20 protein-coding genes are annotated in these 15641 nt (G+C 71.2%); 12 read left to right on the top strand and 8 right to left on the bottom strand.

Going from position 1 to position 15641, the window contains the following annotated elements; all coding sequences use genetic code 11:
* Nucleotides 1-34 precede the first annotated feature (34 nt).
* Nucleotides 35-1651 carry a PAS domain-containing sensor histidine kinase gene (locus tag LXM64_RS10250; protein ID WP_234073125.1) on the top strand — a complete coding sequence of 539 codons (1617 nt, stop codon included), beginning with the start codon at nucleotides 35-37 and terminating at the stop codon, nucleotides 1649-1651.
* A 95-nt stretch (nucleotides 1652-1746) separates the two neighbouring features.
* On the top strand, nucleotides 1747-2727 hold the full coding sequence (locus LXM64_RS10245) for a phosphotransferase family protein (protein WP_234075456.1): 981 nt from the start codon (nucleotides 1747-1749) through the stop codon (nucleotides 2725-2727).
* 51 nt (nucleotides 2728-2778) lie between these two features.
* Here the strand turns inward: LXM64_RS10245 and LXM64_RS10240 are convergent, their stop codons facing one another.
* The 3 genes from LXM64_RS10240 to LXM64_RS10230 are packed head-to-tail and all read right to left on the bottom strand — an operon-like array spanning nucleotide 2779 to nucleotide 5335.
* Nucleotides 2779-3639, bottom strand: coding sequence for an alpha/beta fold hydrolase (locus LXM64_RS10240; protein ID WP_234073124.1), 861 nt, complete (start codon nucleotides 3637-3639; stop codon nucleotides 2779-2781).
* Entirely contained in the window at nucleotides 3636-3860 is a 225-nt protein-coding gene (locus tag LXM64_RS10235) for a hypothetical protein (protein ID WP_234073123.1), read from the bottom strand. Before LXM64_RS10235 ends, LXM64_RS10240 begins: the two co-directional genes overlap by 4 nt.
* Nucleotides 3854-5335, bottom strand: a complete 1482-nt coding sequence (locus LXM64_RS10230) for an SDR family oxidoreductase (RefSeq protein ID WP_137416689.1) — start codon at nucleotides 5333-5335, stop codon at nucleotides 3854-3856. Before LXM64_RS10230 ends, LXM64_RS10235 begins: the two co-directional genes overlap by 7 nt.
* A 47-nt stretch (nucleotides 5336-5382) precedes the next feature.
* Here LXM64_RS10230 and LXM64_RS10225 point away from each other — a divergent pair, with 47 nt between their 5' ends.
* Nucleotides 5383-5781: an NUDIX hydrolase gene (locus LXM64_RS10225; protein WP_137416690.1), complete on the top strand. Its 399-nt coding sequence runs from the start codon at nucleotides 5383-5385 to the stop codon at nucleotides 5779-5781.
* Nucleotides 5782-5827: 46 nt separating this feature from the next.
* On the opposite strand, the gene gnd is transcribed toward LXM64_RS10225, so the two are convergent.
* Both gnd and LXM64_RS10215 read right to left on the bottom strand, forming a co-directional pair.
* Nucleotides 5828-6889 (bottom strand): phosphogluconate dehydrogenase (NAD(+)-dependent, decarboxylating), encoded by a 1062-nt coding sequence (gnd, locus tag LXM64_RS10220; protein ID WP_234073122.1) that lies wholly within the window; start codon nucleotides 6887-6889, stop codon nucleotides 5828-5830.
* Between the two features lie 104 nt (nucleotides 6890-6993).
* Nucleotides 6994-7428, bottom strand: coding sequence for a ribonucleotide reductase stimulatory protein (locus LXM64_RS10215; protein ID WP_234073121.1), 435 nt, complete (start codon nucleotides 7426-7428; stop codon nucleotides 6994-6996).
* A gap of 82 nt (nucleotides 7429-7510) precedes the next feature.
* Between LXM64_RS10215 and LXM64_RS10210 the strand changes: the two genes are divergently transcribed.
* Both LXM64_RS10210 and LXM64_RS10205 read left to right on the top strand, forming a co-directional pair.
* Nucleotides 7511-8182 carry a GTP cyclohydrolase II gene (locus tag LXM64_RS10210; protein ID WP_234073120.1) on the top strand — a complete coding sequence of 224 codons (672 nt, stop codon included), beginning with the start codon at nucleotides 7511-7513 and terminating at the stop codon, nucleotides 8180-8182.
* Nucleotides 8183-8241: 59 nt separating this feature from the next.
* Entirely contained in the window at nucleotides 8242-8670 is a 429-nt protein-coding gene (locus tag LXM64_RS10205; RefSeq protein ID WP_234073119.1) for a MarR family winged helix-turn-helix transcriptional regulator, read from the top strand.
* Here the strand turns inward: LXM64_RS10205 and LXM64_RS10200 are convergent.
* Nucleotides 8667-9221, bottom strand: coding sequence for a hypothetical protein (locus tag LXM64_RS10200; RefSeq protein ID WP_234073118.1), 555 nt, complete (start codon nucleotides 9219-9221; stop codon nucleotides 8667-8669). The two genes, LXM64_RS10205 and LXM64_RS10200, sit on opposite strands and share 4 nt — an antisense overlap.
* Nucleotides 9218-9679 (bottom strand): hypothetical protein, encoded by a 462-nt coding sequence (locus tag LXM64_RS10195; RefSeq protein ID WP_234073117.1) that lies wholly within the window; start codon nucleotides 9677-9679, stop codon nucleotides 9218-9220. Before LXM64_RS10195 ends, LXM64_RS10200 begins: the two co-directional genes overlap by 4 nt.
* An 84-nt stretch (nucleotides 9680-9763) precedes the next feature.
* Here LXM64_RS10195 and LXM64_RS10190 point away from each other — a divergent pair, with 84 nt between their 5' ends.
* From LXM64_RS10190 to LXM64_RS10160, 7 genes are all read left to right on the top strand, one after another.
* A complete protein-coding gene (locus LXM64_RS10190) occupies nucleotides 9764-10789 on the top strand; it encodes an FUSC family protein (RefSeq protein ID WP_234073116.1) in 1026 nt (341 codons plus the stop codon).
* A gap of 10 nt (nucleotides 10790-10799) precedes the next feature.
* On the top strand, nucleotides 10800-11792 hold the full coding sequence (locus LXM64_RS10185; protein WP_234073115.1) for an aldo/keto reductase: 993 nt from the start codon (nucleotides 10800-10802) through the stop codon (nucleotides 11790-11792).
* Nucleotides 11789-12196, top strand: coding sequence for a DUF2809 domain-containing protein (locus LXM64_RS10180; RefSeq protein WP_234073114.1), 408 nt, complete (start codon nucleotides 11789-11791; stop codon nucleotides 12194-12196). The genes LXM64_RS10185 and LXM64_RS10180 overlap by 4 nt, the downstream gene beginning before the upstream one ends.
* Nucleotides 12197-12207: 11 nt before the next feature.
* Complete coding sequence (locus tag LXM64_RS10175; RefSeq protein ID WP_234073113.1) at nucleotides 12208-12987, top strand: glycosyltransferase family A protein; 780 nt, start codon at nucleotides 12208-12210, stop codon at nucleotides 12985-12987.
* A complete protein-coding gene (locus LXM64_RS10170) occupies nucleotides 12987-13286 on the top strand; it encodes a DUF1905 domain-containing protein (RefSeq protein WP_234073112.1) in 300 nt (99 codons plus the stop codon). The genes LXM64_RS10175 and LXM64_RS10170 overlap by 1 nt, the downstream gene beginning before the upstream one ends.
* A 1-nt stretch (nucleotide 13287) precedes the next feature.
* Nucleotides 13288-13767: a prepilin peptidase gene (locus LXM64_RS10165; protein ID WP_234073111.1), complete on the top strand. Its 480-nt coding sequence runs from the start codon at nucleotides 13288-13290 to the stop codon at nucleotides 13765-13767.
* A gap of 61 nt (nucleotides 13768-13828) precedes the next feature.
* A complete protein-coding gene (locus LXM64_RS10160) occupies nucleotides 13829-14878 on the top strand; it encodes a YihY/virulence factor BrkB family protein (RefSeq protein ID WP_234073110.1) in 1050 nt (349 codons plus the stop codon).
* On the opposite strand, the gene LXM64_RS10155 is transcribed toward LXM64_RS10160, so the two are convergent.
* Nucleotides 14866-15597: a glutamine amidotransferase gene (locus LXM64_RS10155; protein WP_234073109.1), complete on the bottom strand. Its 732-nt coding sequence runs from the start codon at nucleotides 15595-15597 to the stop codon at nucleotides 14866-14868. The two genes, LXM64_RS10160 and LXM64_RS10155, sit on opposite strands and share 13 nt — an antisense overlap.
* Nucleotides 15598-15641 lie beyond the last annotated feature (44 nt).

The raw sequence follows: 15641 nt of genomic DNA, 5'->3' as shown, positions 1-15641 counted from the left end.
TGGTCACCGGCCCACCCGAGGAGCGCAGAACCGCATGACGGACTTCATCGTCGATCTCGTCGCCAAGTCGTTGCTGTGGCTGCAGGGCCTCGTGCTGGCCGGACTCGTCGCCGGCGTCGTCGTGTACGACGTCCAGTTCGGGCGAACACTGCCCGTCGTGCTCTGGATCGTGATCGCATTCCTGCTCACGGCGGGCTGGCTCGCGGCGGCACTGGCGCGTCTGATGACCCGCACGTGGCTGGTCGCCTCGGCGCTGAGCGCGAACGTCGTCGCGTTCGCCGCGCTGCGGCAGGAGCTCCTGCCGCAGACATCCCTCACCGTCTTCGTGGTGGCCGTGCCGGTGCTGGGGCTGGCGTTGCTTCCCCGTCCTTGGCCGACGGTGTCGGGCTTGTTGATGGTGCTCTTCGTCGTCGTCCCCTGCGCGATCACGGGGATCTGGCCGGCCACCCTCGCGGATGTGTTCTTCGACTACGGAACCCTCGTCGCACTGGTCCTCGTCATCGTCGTGGCCGCCTTCGGCGCCCGTGCCCTGCGCCGTCACGCCGCCAGGTTGGCCGCAGCGCACCGGGCACGCGAGCAGGCCCTGACCGGCGTGACCGACGGCAAGATGCTCGTCGATGCGGTCATCGGCGCAGTACCCACGGCGATCGCGGTCTACGATCCCGAAGGGGCGCTGCTGCTCGCCAACCCGCGCGCCCACGAAGTCGCCTGCCATGAGGGGTACGAGCTCGCGAGCCCGGGGGAGCCGATCAACTCTGGCGGTGTGTTCGCCGCCGATCGCACGACCCCCCTGCGACGCCGGGACCGGATGCTGCAGGCCGTGGTCGACGGCACCGAACTCGCACCGACGCTCGCCTGGGTCGGGCCCCCGGGGCATCAGCGCGCCTACATCCGCTCGTCGTCGAAGATCGCGCGCCCGGACGGCTCGGCGCTCGGCACCCTCGTCGTCGCGGAGGACGTCACCGAGGTGCTGCACTCCGAGCAGATGCGGCACGACTTCCTGCACACCGTGTCGCACGAGTTGCGTACGCCCATGACGCCGCTGATCGGCCATCTGGACCTGCTGAGCGAGCGGGTCGCGGAGACCGACCCCGGTGCCCAGGAGCGGATCGACACCATCATGCGCAGCGTCGACCGGATCATGACGCGCGTGTCGGAGCTGCTGACCGCAGCCGACATCCGCATGGAGCTGCAGCTCAAACCGACCGATGTCGCCGGTCTCGTCGGCGAATGCGTGCGCGACGCGCGCCCCGCCGCGGCGAAGCGCGACCTCACGATCCGCGCCGAGGTCGCCGATGCCGCAGTCGCCATGGCGGATGCGGGCCGCATCCGCCAGGCCGTGTCGGAACTGCTCGGCAACGCCGTGAAGTTCGCCGTCGAGGGCACCGAAGTGCTCGCGCGGTGCGATCGCGTCGACGACGAGATCCGGATCCGCGTCAGCGACGAGGGCCCCGGCATGACCGAGGTCGAACAGCACCGGGCGTTCGACCGCTTCTACCGCGCACCGATGGCGCATCGAGACGCCGTGCAGGGTTTCGGGCTGGGGCTGTCCGTCGTGCACAACATCGTGACCGCGCACGCGGGGGTGGCCTCGCTCGCACCAAGCGCAGCAGGCGGAACGGAAGTCACGATCCGCATCCCGGCCCTCTGACCGGCACCGCACCGTCGCGGACGCTAGCGTGAGAGGGCCGTGCGTCTCGCCGATGCCGCTCGTTCCTTCCGAAAGGTCCGCCGTCCGTGACACCGATGTCGCTCACGCCCGCCCAGCTCGCCGCCCTTCTCGCACCCCTCGGCGAGATCGCGCGGACCACGCCGCTGACCGGCGGGATGTTCGCCACCACGACGGCGGTGACGCTGACCGACGGCGCCCGCGTCATCGTGAAGGCGTCCCCGACCGATGTGCGCAGGCTCTGCCGCTACGAGTACGGGATCGCCGCCTCCGAGGCGCTCGTCTACGGGATGCTCGCGGGGCACGCTCCCGTGCCGGAGGTCCTGTCGACCGACTTCACCCGATCGATCGTCGACGCCGACATCGTCGTGACCCGTCACCTCCCGGGGCGTGTGTGGAACGATCTCGACCTCGACGCGGCGGCCACCGCTCGCGCGCGCCACGCCCTGGGGGCTCTGATGGCCGAGCTGCACCGCGTCCCCGCGCCCGCGTTCGGCTACCCGGCGCCGGAGACGGGCATGCGGCGCGGTGACTGGCGCTCGGCGGTCATCGCCATGTTCGACGGCATCCTCCAGGATGCGGCCGAGTCCGGCACCACGCTTCCGGCGCGCCGGGTGCGGGACATGCTCGCGCGCCACGGTCACGTCCTGGACGCGGTCACCGCCCCGGTCGTGGTGCACAACGATCTGTGGCCCGCGAACATCTTCCTCGACGACGATCTGCGCATCGTCGGCCTGATCGACACCGAACGAACGGTCTGGGGTGATCCGCTGCTGGATCTCGTCGGCGCGAATCAGATGTCGGAGGCGGGGGCCGAAGAGCAGATCATCGCGGGCAACGTCGAGGCCGGGGGAGTGCTCGCCGATGAGCTCGCCTCCCCGACAGGGCCGCTCCGGCTCGCCCTGTACCGGCTGTACTACACGCTGATCCTCGCCACGGAGATCGACATCCGTGGGTTCGAGGGCGACGGGATTCCCGAATACCGGGCTTCGGTCGCTGGCCTGCTCGGCGACGCACTGGAGCAGCTGGAGGCGGCGGAGCCGGTCGGCGCCCTGTGAGCGGCTGATGCTCCGCGCGGATCGCGGAAGGGCGGCTCGCCCTCATCCCTCCTACGTCAGCCCGGCCCGATCGAGCGCCCGGAAGACCTCGGCGGCCACGAGATCCGGCTGGTCGAAGAGCACGTTGTGCCCCGAGCGGCGCGCCGGCACGAGACGGCCCCCGAGCCGCTGCGCCGTCACGGCGTGCGCCCGGTTGATCTCCCGCCGCTGCGCTCGCTCGCGCAGACCGGCACGCGTGCCCGTGATCACCGTCGTGCCCATCCCGGCGAGCGCACCGCCGTGAGCGGCGTCATCGCGCAGGGCGCGCAGGGACGGCAGGAACTGGGCGAGTTCGGGAGGCATCGTCCGATCCAGGGCGGCGAGGTCGCGAAGCAGCTCCGCCCTCGCCGCTGCCGGCTGCCCGCGGAGGGCGCGGCGCCGCAGGAGCGCGATGCCGGCGCGTGCCCTCGGGGAGGAGAACCGCGGCGGACGCGATGTCATCCGTTCGGCCAGCTCGGGGGCGAAGTAGGAGGCGATGTGCTCGTCGGTCTGATCGACGAGCACGAGAGCGCGTACGTCGAGGACACGCCGCGCAGCGAGCGTGCGCACGATCGGACCTCCCCAGCTGTGCCCGACCAGGATGAGTGGCGTCGACACGGGCGTCAGCAGGGTCTCAAGATCGTCGGCGAGCCGCTCGAGCGTGCGCGGAGCCGCATCCGCATCGCTTGCGCCGATCCCTGCCCGGTCGTAGCAGATCGTGCTCGCGACGCGCGAGACGGCGGGAAGCACGCGGCCCCACGCGGCGCTCGAGAAACCCATCCCGGATTCGAAGACCACGGTCGATCGGCCCGAGCCCGCGCGTCGGAGGATGAGCGAGCGGCCATCGGGCAGACGGAGCGTGTCCGGCTCTCCGAGCGGATGTGCGCCGCTCATGCGCCGGACGCGGGGCGGCGGATGCGGGGGACCGGTGCCGGCGGCACCGGCTTCGCGGCGACGATGTCGACGCGACGGATGCGCTCAACGCCGCGTTTGCCGTCGACGACGACCGTCTCCTCGTCGGCGCTGAGCAGCTCGCCGAGCGCGTCGGTCGCCTGCCCGGTCGGGAGCAGGTAGCGCACGACGACGCGCGAGCCGGGCTCGGGGAGTCTCACCATGCGCCGGGGGCGTAGTCCTTGAGGAACACGCCGAAGAGGTCTTCGCCGGCCTCGCCGCGCACGATCGGGTCGTACACGCGAGCCGCGCCGTCGACGAGATCCAGCGGGGCGTGGAACCCTTCTTCGGCGAGGCGGACCTTCGTGGGATGCGGTCGCTCGTCCGTGATCCAGCCCGTGTCGACGCTCGTCATGAGGATGCGGTCGCTCTCGAACATCTCGCGCGCGCTCGTGCGGGTCAGCATGTTGACGGCGGCCTTGGCCATGTTCGTGTGCGGATGCCCGGGGCCTTTGTAGCCGCGGTTGAACACGCCCTCCATGGCGCTCACGTTCACGATGTACGTGCGACGGGCGCTGCTGGCCGCCAGCGAGGGACGAAGCTTCGAGATGAGCAGGAACGGCGCTGTCGTGTTGGCCAGCTGCACCTCGAGCATCTCGAGCGGATCGACGTCCTCCACCCGCTGCGTCCAGGAATTGACGTGGTCGAGGTCGGGGATGAGCCCGCCCGCGTCGATCGCCGTGCCCGCTGCCAGGCGCTCGAGCGAGCTGGAGCCGGCCGCCATGGCCTGTTCCGTCAGCTCCTCAGCGCGGGCGGCGGCGGCCGCGAGGATCGGGTGCGCGCTCACCGAGCGTTCGAGAGCCTGCGGATGCTGGTCGTTCGTGTGCCCGAAGGTGACCAGCTCCGGAAGCGGTCCGTCGGGCAGCGGCGCCAGCTCCGCATCGACGAGTGGCTGGTAGGCGCCGGGGGAGCGTCGCACGGTCTGGGTCGCGTTGTTGATGAGGATGTCCAGCGTCCCCGCCGCCGCGACATCTTCGGCGAGTCCGATCACCTGGGCGGGGTCGCGCAGATCGATGCCCACGATCTTCAGGCGGTCGATCCAGTCCGCCGCATCCGGAAGGCTGCTGAAGCGGCGCACCGCGTCGCGGGGGAAGCGCGTGGTGATCGTGGTGTGCGCGCCGTCGCGCAGCAGTCGCAGCGCGATGTACATCCCGATCTTCGCCCGGCCGCCGGTCAGCAGGGCCCGCTTGCCGGTGAGGTCGGTGCGCGCGTCGCGCTTCGCGTGGCTCATCGCGGCGCATTCGGGGCAGAGCTGGTGATAGAACGCGTCGACGACCGTGTACGGCTTCTTGCAGATGTAGCAACCGCGAGCCTTCAGGAGGGTCCCGGCGGTCGGGGTCGTGGTCGACGTGCTGATCGGGATGCCGCGCGTCTCGTCGTCGATGCGATCGGGCGCGCCCGTCGCCGTCGCGTGCACCACCGCGCGGTCCGCGGCGGCGATCGCATCGCGGATCTCGCGGCGGCGCACCTTCTTGGTGGCTTTGAACATCGCCGCCGTCGCACGCCGGACCGTGACGTAGTCGGGGTGGGTCTGGTCCACCTGCGCGAGCTCCTCCAGCACACGCAGCGTGGTGGCGAGATCGTCGGGATCGATGCCGCTGGGCTGCGGATCGGTGTGGGCAGAAGTCGCGTCGGGCACACGAGATTCTACGTCGCGCGCCTGTGCGGGGCTGTTAGCGTGCCAGGGTGACCCTTGCAGAGCCCCGCCGCATCCATGTGTCCGCCGCGGTGATCCGCGACGCCGACGGCAGGCTCCTTCTCGTTCGTAAGAGCGGAACGACCGCGTTCATGCAGCCGGGCGGCAAGCCGGAGCACGGTGAGGACGCGGCCATGACGCTCGTCCGCGAGATCCGGGAAGAGCTGGGACTCCGGCTGGACGCCGCGGACCTCGAGCCGCTGGGATCGTTCGCGGCGGCGGCCGCCAACGAACCGGGATTCGAGGTCGTCGCCGAGGTGTTCGCCGCCGACATCCGAGACCAGACGCCGGTCGCGGCGGCCGAGATCGCCGAACTGCGCTGGGTCGGGTCCGACGAGGTCGACCAGCTGGAGGTCGCGCCTCTCGCGCGGAAGTACTTCCTGAGCTGAGCCTCGTCGGTCACCCGCGGCGCGCGGGCGACCGACGAGGCGAATCTCACGACTGGGAGCTGTCGGCCTTCTGCCCTCCGGCTTCGAGCACGTCACCGGCGGGCAGCTCCTGGTGGCCGCCGAACTGCAGTCGCATCGCGGAGAGCACCTGATTGGCGAAGTGGTCCTCGCCGCGCGAGGCGAAGCGTTCGAACAGGGATGCGGCGAGCACCGGCGCGGGCACGCCGGTATCGACGGCCGCCTTCACGGTCCAGCGTCCCTCACCCGAGTCGGACACCCGTCCGGCCAGGCCGTCGAGCGTCGGGTTCGCCTCGAGCGCCGCCGCGGTCAGATCCAGCAGCCACGACGAGATGACCGATCCACGGCGCCAGAGTTCGGACACCTTCGCGGTGTCGATGTCGAACTGGTAGAACTCGGGCTCCTCCAGCGGGGCGACCTCGGCGGAGTGGCTGGCCTCGCGCGTTCCCGCATCCGCGTTGTGGAGGATGTTGAGTCCTTCGGCGAGCGCGGCCATGATGCCGTACTCGATGCCGTTGTGCACCATCTTCACGAAGTGGCCGGCGCCGGAGGGGCCGCAGTGGAGATATCCGCGCTCCTCGGGGGCGAGCTCGCCGGAGCGTCCAGGGGTGCGCTCCACGTCGCCGACGCCGGGCGCGATCGTCTTGAGGATCGGTTCGATGTGGGCGAATGCCTCATCGGGTCCGCCGACCATGAGGCAGTAGCCGCGCTCGAGGCCGAACACGCCGCCGCTCGTGCCCACGTCGACGTAGTGGATGCCGGTGTCCTTGAGCGCAGCGGCGCGGCGGACGTCGTCGCGGTAGTTCGAGTTGCCTCCGTCGATGATGATGTCGCCGGGCTCGAGCACCTCGGCGAGCTGGTCGACGACGCCGCCCGTGAGGCCCGCGGGGATCATGAGCCACACCGTGCGCGGGGTCTGGAGCTGGGAGGCGAGTTCCGCGAGCGAACCCGCTCCCGTCGCGCCCTCGGACTCGAGGCCGGCGACCGCATCCTGGTTGACGTCGTAGACGACGCAGTCGTGGCCGTCCTTCATGAGTCGGCGCACGATGTTCGCGCCCATTCGACCCAGTCCGATCATCGCGAGCTGCATGGTGTTCCTCGTTCTCTTCCGGCGAGCGCGCCGGCGGCGGCCGGCTCTATCGAGAGTCTAGGGACGCGGACGAGGGCGGGCGCCGATCGCGCGTCGAATGCGCGTCAGTCGTTCGCCGAATCGAGTGCGGCGTCGATGTCGCGCAGGATCTCGGCGCAGCGCGCGACGTCCTCGGGGGTTCCGGAGAGCTCGAACTCGAACAGGACGGGGCGCCCGCTGATCGCAGCGAGCTCCCGCGCCGCCGCCTGGTAGTGGGCGCCGAAGTTCCTATTGCCCGACCCGATGATGCCGACCAGCCGGCGGCGGTTGACCGCGGAGCGCAGGAAGGCGCGCACGGGTGCGGGCAGGGTGACCTCGTCGGCGTTGCCCGCCTTGTAGGAGGGAGTCAGCAGTATCCAGCGGCCCGGAGCCTCGCCGCGCCGCACCTCCGGGTCGGCCAGGTCCCTCACGTTGCGGCCATCGCGAGCGGCCAACTGCTCGGCGAAGCGCCGTGTGAGGTTGGACACCGAGGAGTAGTAGTAGACCGGGATCTGGGCCACGTCCCCAGTGTCACCCCGGACGCGGATGCGGCTTTCTCACGGCGCCGGGAATACTCCGCCGGCCACCGGGATTGAGCACCATATGGTTGAGAATTCACACATCTCCGCAGTCCCGGTTCCGGCGGCGGAGATCCGAGTCCAGGTGCGGGTGCCGCTCCGCTTCTCGGACGGCTACGGGACAGATGCGGACGTGCTGACGTTCGACGGGCTCGTCGACGGCAAGGAGCACCTGCTGCTCGGTCTCGGCGACTGGCGGAGTGCGCTCGAACGCAGCGCGGACGGCGGGGAGGCGCCGCTCGTGCGCCCGCACAGCGAGTGCCTGACCGGCGACGTGTTCGGCTCCGAACGGTGTGACTGCGGTCCGCAGTTGCGCGAAGCGGTCGAGCGGATCGCGGCCGACGGCGGTTTCCTGCTCTATCTCCGCCAGGAGGGACGGGGCATCGGCCTGTACGCCAAGCTCGACGCCTACGCACTGCAGGATGCGGGCCTGGACACGTACGAGGCGAACTTGGCGCTCGGGCGGGGCGAGGACGAGCGCGACTACACCGTCGCCGCGCAGATGCTCCGGACCGTCGGAGCGGAGCGCATCCGGCTGCTGAGCAACAACCCCGACAAGGCGGCGCAGCTCGAGGATCTGGGGATCGAGGTCACCGACCGCGTACGCACGGCTGTGCATCTGTCGGCATCGAACGCGCGCTACCTGGCTGCCAAGCGCGACCACACCGCGCACGCCATCGACCTGCCCGCGGCGTGATGGCGACGGCGGCCCGATCCGACGCAGCGCGGCCGACGCGGACGCTGACGGAGGACGAGATGACGACCTGGCTTCCGCTCATCCGGCTCGTGCAGCTGCTGCCGCAGGCACTCGATCGCCGACTGCGCGACGAAGGCGGCATCAACCACGCGCACTACGCGATCCTCGTGACCCTCGCCGGGAGCTTCGCGCAGCCGGCCACGATGACCGACCTCGCCCGCATCGCCGGTCTCAGCCGGTCGCGGCTCAGCCACGCCATCGACGCCCTCGAACGCCGCGGCTGGGTCGAGCGCACCACGTGCGGCAGCGACGGGCGCACCCAGTCCGCCCGGTTGACCGACGCCGGCTGGGACATCCTGCGCCAGGCGGCACCCGCCCACGTCGAGCAGATCCGCTCGTTGGTTCTCGACCGCCTCGACGATTCGGAGCGGATTGCTCTCGCCAGGATCGCCGCGAAGCTCGTGCCCGGCGTCGAGGACGCTCTCTAACCGCGCCGGGCGGCCTCGACGCCGCACTTCCACCCGGGCGCCGAGCAGTCGGACGGCGGATGCTCGGCGATGCCCGCTCGCGTCAGGAGCCAGGCGATCAGGGAGTTCGAGTTCCACATGTCGCCGATCCCGAAGACATCCCGACCCCAGACGTGGCGGGGCGCGTTGGTCGCATCCATGATGATCGCGTCGGTCACGACCTCGCTCGTCTCGTGGATGCGGGGCGGTCTCGGGGCGAACGCGAGGTCCGGAACGGTGCCGTCGCGCCAGCAGCGGATCTCGTATCGGAAGCACACGCTCAGCCCCAGAACCCGTAGCCCGACCGGGCCCGTTCCGACGACGCCGTGTGCTGTTCGCGGCCCGCTCCACGCCGGTGCCATCTCGATGACGGAGCGCCCCCGCCGATCGGTGATCTCGATGGCGGCGTGGAGGAGGGGCCGCGCCGCGCGGCCCTCGCGTGCCGCCGTCATCCGCTCCCACAACCCGCTCGCGTGGCTCACCAGCCATCCGCCCGCGCCGACCGGTATCCACCAGACGGCGAGGGTGCTCACGGCGTGCTCCGGCACGCTCTCGCCACCGCGAGCGAGACCGGGATGTGGCCGAGCGCGAGGGCGCCGCTCGCGACGGCGAGCCAGGGGGCATGGAGCCACATGGCCGTCAGGGCGAAGACCAGTACGGGGACGACGGCCATCGGAACCGGGATCACACCCCACGGCGCGTACAGCTCGCGCCTATCGGCGCCGCGGGTGACGAGCACCACCCATCGTCCGACGTAGAGCGAGACCAGGAGAGCCACGAGGACTGCCCAGGGCCAGCTTCGCGTGCCGGAGCCCGGAGCGAGGACTGCGGCCCCGAGGCAGCCGACCTGCCCGAGCCGCTCGAGCACGGTGGACACGCGGAGAGCGAGGCGGCGCGGCGGATCCGGGAGCGTGCCGGGCAGCCTCAGCAGGAGGAGGTTCGGCAGCAGGACGAGCGCCGCGACGACGGTTCCGGCCACCGACACACTCATGGCCGCACCGTATCGGCGTCTTCGCACGCGGCGGGGCGTCGGCAGCCGGGAATTGCCACCGCCCGCCCGGCGTAGCCTGGAAGGATGCGTGAGCGGATGCGGGAGGCGGGTGCCCGCTTCATGAAGGTGGCGCCGCACCAGGGCGAGCATCGTGTCGCCGCGCGGGTCGCCGTCTCCGTCGCGGTTCCGCTGCTGGTGCTCTGGTCGATCGGCCGTCTCGACCTGAGCGTCTATGCGAGTTTCGGCGCCTTCGCATCGCTCTACGGTCGACTCGACGGCTATCGCGACCGCATCCTCATGCAGCTCGCTGCGGGCGCCGTCCAGGTGACGGCCATGGTTCTCGGAACGACGCTCTCCGTCATCGACGCACCGGATGCGGTGCGCGTGGTGGTCGTCGCGGCGCTCGCCGCCGGCGTCACGCTGATCGCGCACGCGTACCGGTGGCATCCGCCGGGCGCGTTGTTCGCGGTGTTCGCCGCCGGAGCGTGCGCGACGCTCCCGGCGAGCGGGCGCACGCTCGCCGAAGGCCCCCTCGTCGGTGCGGGCGGCGCCGCATTCGCGGTCGCGGTGACGGTATCGATCGCCCTTCTTCGCCGGGGCCTCCCGTCGGCTCCCGCGCCGAGGTCCGACGCCCGGCGCAGCGTCGCCGTCGAGATGGCCGTGACGGTGGGTGCGGGTTCGCTCCTGGCCGGAATCGTCGGGCTCGCGCTGGTGGGCACCCACTGGTACTGGGCGATGGTCGCCGCCGTGGCCGCGCTCGGGGGAGCGAGCACGACCGCCCGGATCGTGCGGGGCGCCCAGCGCCTGATCGGCACCTGTGTCGGCATCCTGCTGGCGGCAGCGCTTCTCATGTTGCCGCTGCCGCCGCTGGCGGTGCTCGCGGTCGCCATCGCCCTGCAGGTGTGCGCGGAGCTGTTCGTCGGACGCAACTACGGACTCGCGATGGTGTTCATCACCCCGCTCGCCCTGTTGATGATCGAACTCGCCGTGCCCGTCGACCCGGGTCCGCTCCTGCGCGACCGACTGCTGGACACGCTGCTCGGCGTGGCCGTGGGAACGGCGGTCGCTGTCGTCTCCGCGACGGTTCGCCGGCGACGGGCGGGGGCCTAGGCTGGTGCGCATGCAGCAGCGTCCGCTTGGCAACACCGGCAGATCGGTCTCCGTACTGGGACTGGGCACGTGGCAGTTGGGAGCGGACTGGGGCGACGTCGACGAAGCCGACGCGCTGGCGGTGCTGGGAACGGCGGCGGATGCCGGCGTCACCCTCTTCGACACCGCCGATGTCTACGGCGACGGACGTTCCGAGCAGCTGATCGGCCGGTTCCTCCGCGAGCGGGGCGAGCATGGGATCACGGTCGCGACGAAGATGGGGCGGCGTCTGCCGCAGGAGAAGGCGAACTACTCGCCCGAGAACTTCCGCGCGTGGACCGAACGTTCCCGTCGCAATCTCGGCGTCGAGACGCTCGATCTGGTGCAGCTGCACTGCCCGCCCTCCAGCGTGATCGACGACGCGTCGACCTACGACGAGTTGGACCGGCTCGTCGACGACGGTGCCATCGCGGCGTACGGCGTGTCCGTGGAGACGAGCGCCCAGGCGCTCGCCGCGATCTCCCGACCCGGGGTCACGAACGTCCAGATCATCCTCAATCCCTTCCGGCTGAAGCCCCTCGACGAGGTGCTGCCCGCCGCGGCGGATGCGGGCGTCGCCGTGTTCGCGCGCGTGCCGCTGGCATCCGGTCTGCTCAGCGGCCGCTACACGAGCCAGACGCGTTTCGCGGCGAACGACCACCGCAGCTACAACCGTCAGGGCGAAGCCTTCGACCGCGGCGAGACGTTCTCCGGTGTCGACTACGAGACCGGGCTCGCCGCGGCCCACGAACTCGCCGCTGCGCTGGGGGAGGGCGTCGCGCTCCCCGCCGCAGTGCTCGCGTGGATCGCGGCGCTGCCCGGCGTCACGAGCGTCATCCCCGGCGCGCGCACGAGCGCGCAGGCGCAGTCCAACGCGGACGCCGCGACGCTCCTCGACGGCGGATTCGATCTGGACGCCTTCGACGCCGTCGTCCGCGACGTGTACGACCGACGCCTGCGGGCCGACATCCACCCGCACTGGTGACCGCCGGCCGCCGGCGTCTCGTGGCGGCGGCCGCCGCCACGGTCACGATCGTGGTCGGGCTCGGTGTGCACCGGTTCGCACCGGACGGCGCGGTGAGCGACGTGGCGGGAGACGCGCTGTACGCGCTGCTGGTGTACCTGCTCGCCGTCGTGATCGTCCCGCGGCGCGCCGTCTGGGTGCCGGCGCTCGTCGCCTGGGTGTGGTGCACGGCGATCGAGTTGTTCCAGCTCACCGGTCTGCCGCTCGCGTGGGGTGACGCTTTCCCGCCGATCATGCTCGTGCTCGGCACCGTGTTCGACGCCCGCGACCTCGTCGTCTACACGGTGACCGTGCTCGCCGCAGCCACGGCCGACCGGCTCCTCGGCGCGGCGCTCGGTCGAGCGCGCGCCGGGCGCGGAGCATGAGGGGTATGGGGATGCGGATCGCTGTGGTCATCCCGTGCCGCGACGACGCCGAGATGCTCGCGGCGTGTCTGCGCGCGCTCGCCCGGCAGCAGCGTCCGGCGGACCGGATCATCGTGGTCGACAACGCGAGCAGCGACGACTCCGCGGCAGTGGCGCGCTCCGCGGGCGCCGAGGTCATCGTCGAGTCCGTCGTCGGTATCTGGCCCGCCGCCGCCGCGGGGTACGACGCCGCCTCGACGGATGCCGATGTGATCGCGAGGCTGGATGCGGACTCGCGCCCCCATCCGGACTGGCTGCTGCGCATCGAGCGCGCCTTCGCCGCCGACGCGGGTCTGGGGGTGCTCACCGGGGGCGCCGAGTTCTACGGGTCCACCCGCCTCGTGCACCACCTCGGCGAGCACTGGTACATCGGCGGTGGGCGCTTCTGGGTCAACCTCTGGCTCGGCATACCGCTCGTGTTCGGATCCAACTTCGCGATGCGCACCGGCGTCTGGGCGCGCGTGCGCGACCAGGTGCGCCGCGACGATGCGCGTGTCCACGACGATCTGGACCTGACGATCCACCTCCGCCGCTCCGACGGCGTGCGCTGGGACCGGCAGTTGCGCATGCCCGTCTCCTCGCGCCCGCTCGTGCACCTGCGCGGGCTGGCAGAGCGACTGGGCAAGGTCCTCACCACCTTCGCCGCGAGCTGGCCGCGCGGTCGGTTCCGCGCCGCGGTCCGTCCGCCGGTGCGATCGCGGCGCCTGGGGAAAGGCTCCGACGTGAAGGGTTCCGGTCCTACGCTGGGCTGATGCACTTCACGTTCCGGGCTCCGCTGTTCCGGTGGGAGGCGCGCCGGGACGCCGACTGGTTCTTCGTCGCGCTGCCCCAGGATGCGAGCGACATGATCCGCGAGGTGCCGCGTCCGCCGAGCGGCTTCGGGGCGGTGCGCGTGGCGGTCGAGGTCGCCGGCCTCTCCTGGCGCACATCCGTCTTCCCGGGTGCGGCCGGCGGCGCGTATCATCTGCCGGTCAAGCGCGCCGTGCGCGAGGCGGCCGCAGCGGGCGAGGGCGATGAGATCGCGGTCGAGTTGACGGTCCTGGACGCGTGACATGAACCCCGCGGGGCTCGCGCTGGTGCTCGCCTACGGCGCGCTCGCGGTCCTGAGCGTCGTGCTGGCGGTGATCGATGTGCGCACGCACCGGCTTCCGAACGCGCTCGTGCTGCCGGCGTATCCGTTCCTCCTCGCGGCGCTGGCTCTTGCGTCCGTCGGACGAGGAGACCTGGTCCCGTTCCTGCAGGCGGTCGCGGGTGGCGCGATCGCGTTCGTCTTCTACCTCCTGCTGCGTCTCGTGCAGCCTCGGGGAATGGGGGGCGGCGACGTGAAACTGGCGGGCCTGCTCGGAATCGCACTCGGGTATCTCGGCTGGGACGCGCTGCTGCTGGGGCTGTTCGCCGGGTTCCTGCTCGGAGGCCTCTTCAGCGTGGGGTTGCTGCTCTCGCGTCGCGGCAGCCGCCGCACCCGCATCCCCTTCGGCCCGTGGATGCTGCTCGGCGCATGGGCCGTCATCGGCCTCATCGCCCTGACCTAAGCATGCGCGCGACCCCTGTCAACCGAGCGGCACAGAGCTGCGCGGACGCTAGCCTGGCGCGATGAGCAGCACATCAGCCTCCCCGCAGCCGCTCCTCGCCCGCGCGACGACCTGGGCGCTGCGCAGGACCCTGGTCCGCGCATTCCTACGCTACAGCGAGCGCCGCGGCGCGCAGCTCGCCGACAGTGTCACGTACCGCGCGTTGTTCAGCATCTTCGCCGCCGTGCTGCTCGGCTTCTCGATCGCCGCCCTGTGGTTGGCGGGAAATCCGGCGGCCCTGAACTCTCTCGCGGATGCGGTGAACTCCGCGGTTCCCGGGCTCGTCGGAACCGACGGGGACGGCCTGATCGATCTCTCTGCGATAGAGGCTCCCGCCGGTCTCACGATCGCGGGCGTGATCTCGCTCGTCGGTCTGGTCGGAGCGGCGATCGGCGCGATCGGTTCGTTGCGCGTGGCCGTGCGCACGATCGCCGACACGTCCGGCGAGGACGTGTTCTTCCTCTGGGTGCTGCTGCGCAACCTCGGCCTCGCCGTCGCGATCGCCCTCCTGCTCGTGCTGTCGGCCGCAGCCACCTTCGTCGGTTCGCTGTCGGTGACGACGGTGCTGTCGTGGCTCGGGGCGGCGGAGGATTCCACGGCTGCGCAGATCGGCACCCGCACCGTCGGTGTGCTCGTCGTCTTCGTGCTCGATGCGCTCGTGGTGCTCCTGATGTTCTGGACGATGTCGGGCGTCAAGGCGCCCCGTCGCGCGCTGCTTGCGGGTGCGGCGGTGGGCGGAGCCGGTCTGACCGTGCTGCAGGAGCTGTCGGGGCTGTTCGTGGGGGGAGCGAGCTCGAATCCGCTTCTGGCGTCGTTCGCTTCCATCGTCGCCCTCCTGCTGTGGGTGAACCTGTCCGCTCAGGTGATGTTGATCTCCGCATCGGTCATCGTCACGATCACGCGCGAGGGGGAAGACCGCATGCGGGAGCGTTTCGGAGCATCCACCTTCGCCGAGCGCCGCCGGCAACGAGCCGAGGATGCGGCGCGCATCGCCGCCGACGAACTCCAGCGCGCCCAGGCGGCCGTCCAGGCGGAGCACGACAAGGCCCTGGAGAAGGCTCAGCGCGCGTAACGCTCGACGAAGGTCCGCAGCATCCGCGACGGGTGGATGACCGGGGCCCGCCGCACGGCGGCGAGAGTCGCGTCGAGTTCGCCGTCGGCGAAGTAGCCGTAACCGGCATAGGCACGGATGCGGGTGGAGATTCCCGCCACGTCGAGCTCGGGATGGAACTGCGTCGCATAGACGTTCGCCCCGACGCGGAAGGCCTGCACCGGACACGCGGGAGAGCCGGCCAGCAGCGTCACATGCTCCGGCAACCGACGCACCGCCTCCTTGTGGCCGACGAACGCCTCGAAGGTGTCGGGCATCCCCGCGAAGAGCGGATCTTCGCGGCCCGCGACGGTGAGAGAGACCGGGACGACCGAGATCGGTTCGGAGTACGTCCGATCGATCGTCGCGCCCTGATGCACGCCGAGGGTTCCGATCCCATAGCAGGCGCCCAGGAACGGCACGTCGCGGGCGACGACGTCGTCGAGCAGGGCCGACATCTCGCGTTCCACGCGCACTTGCACCGACGACTTCCGCGCCGGCGGATCGGAGGCGTTGAAAGGGCCGCCGCCGACGATGATGCCGGAGAGCTCGTCGAGGTCGAGATGGGGCATCGGCCCCGCCTCGAGTCGCACCCGTCGGAGCTCGGCGGGTGCGAGGCCCGAGTGCCGGAGCATGAGCGCGTACTCCTCGTCGGCGGGGACGTCCTCGGCCCGGGTCGCGAGCAGTACGAAGGGTTTCACGTCGGGATTCTAGGCCACCGTGCGCGCCGGGCGGGCGGTGTCGT

Source organism: Microbacterium binotii (genome assembly GCF_021398715.1).
Taxonomy (GTDB): domain Bacteria; phylum Actinomycetota; class Actinomycetes; order Actinomycetales; family Microbacteriaceae; genus Microbacterium; species Microbacterium binotii_A.
This window is presented reverse-complemented; position numbering and strand designations above follow the sequence as displayed.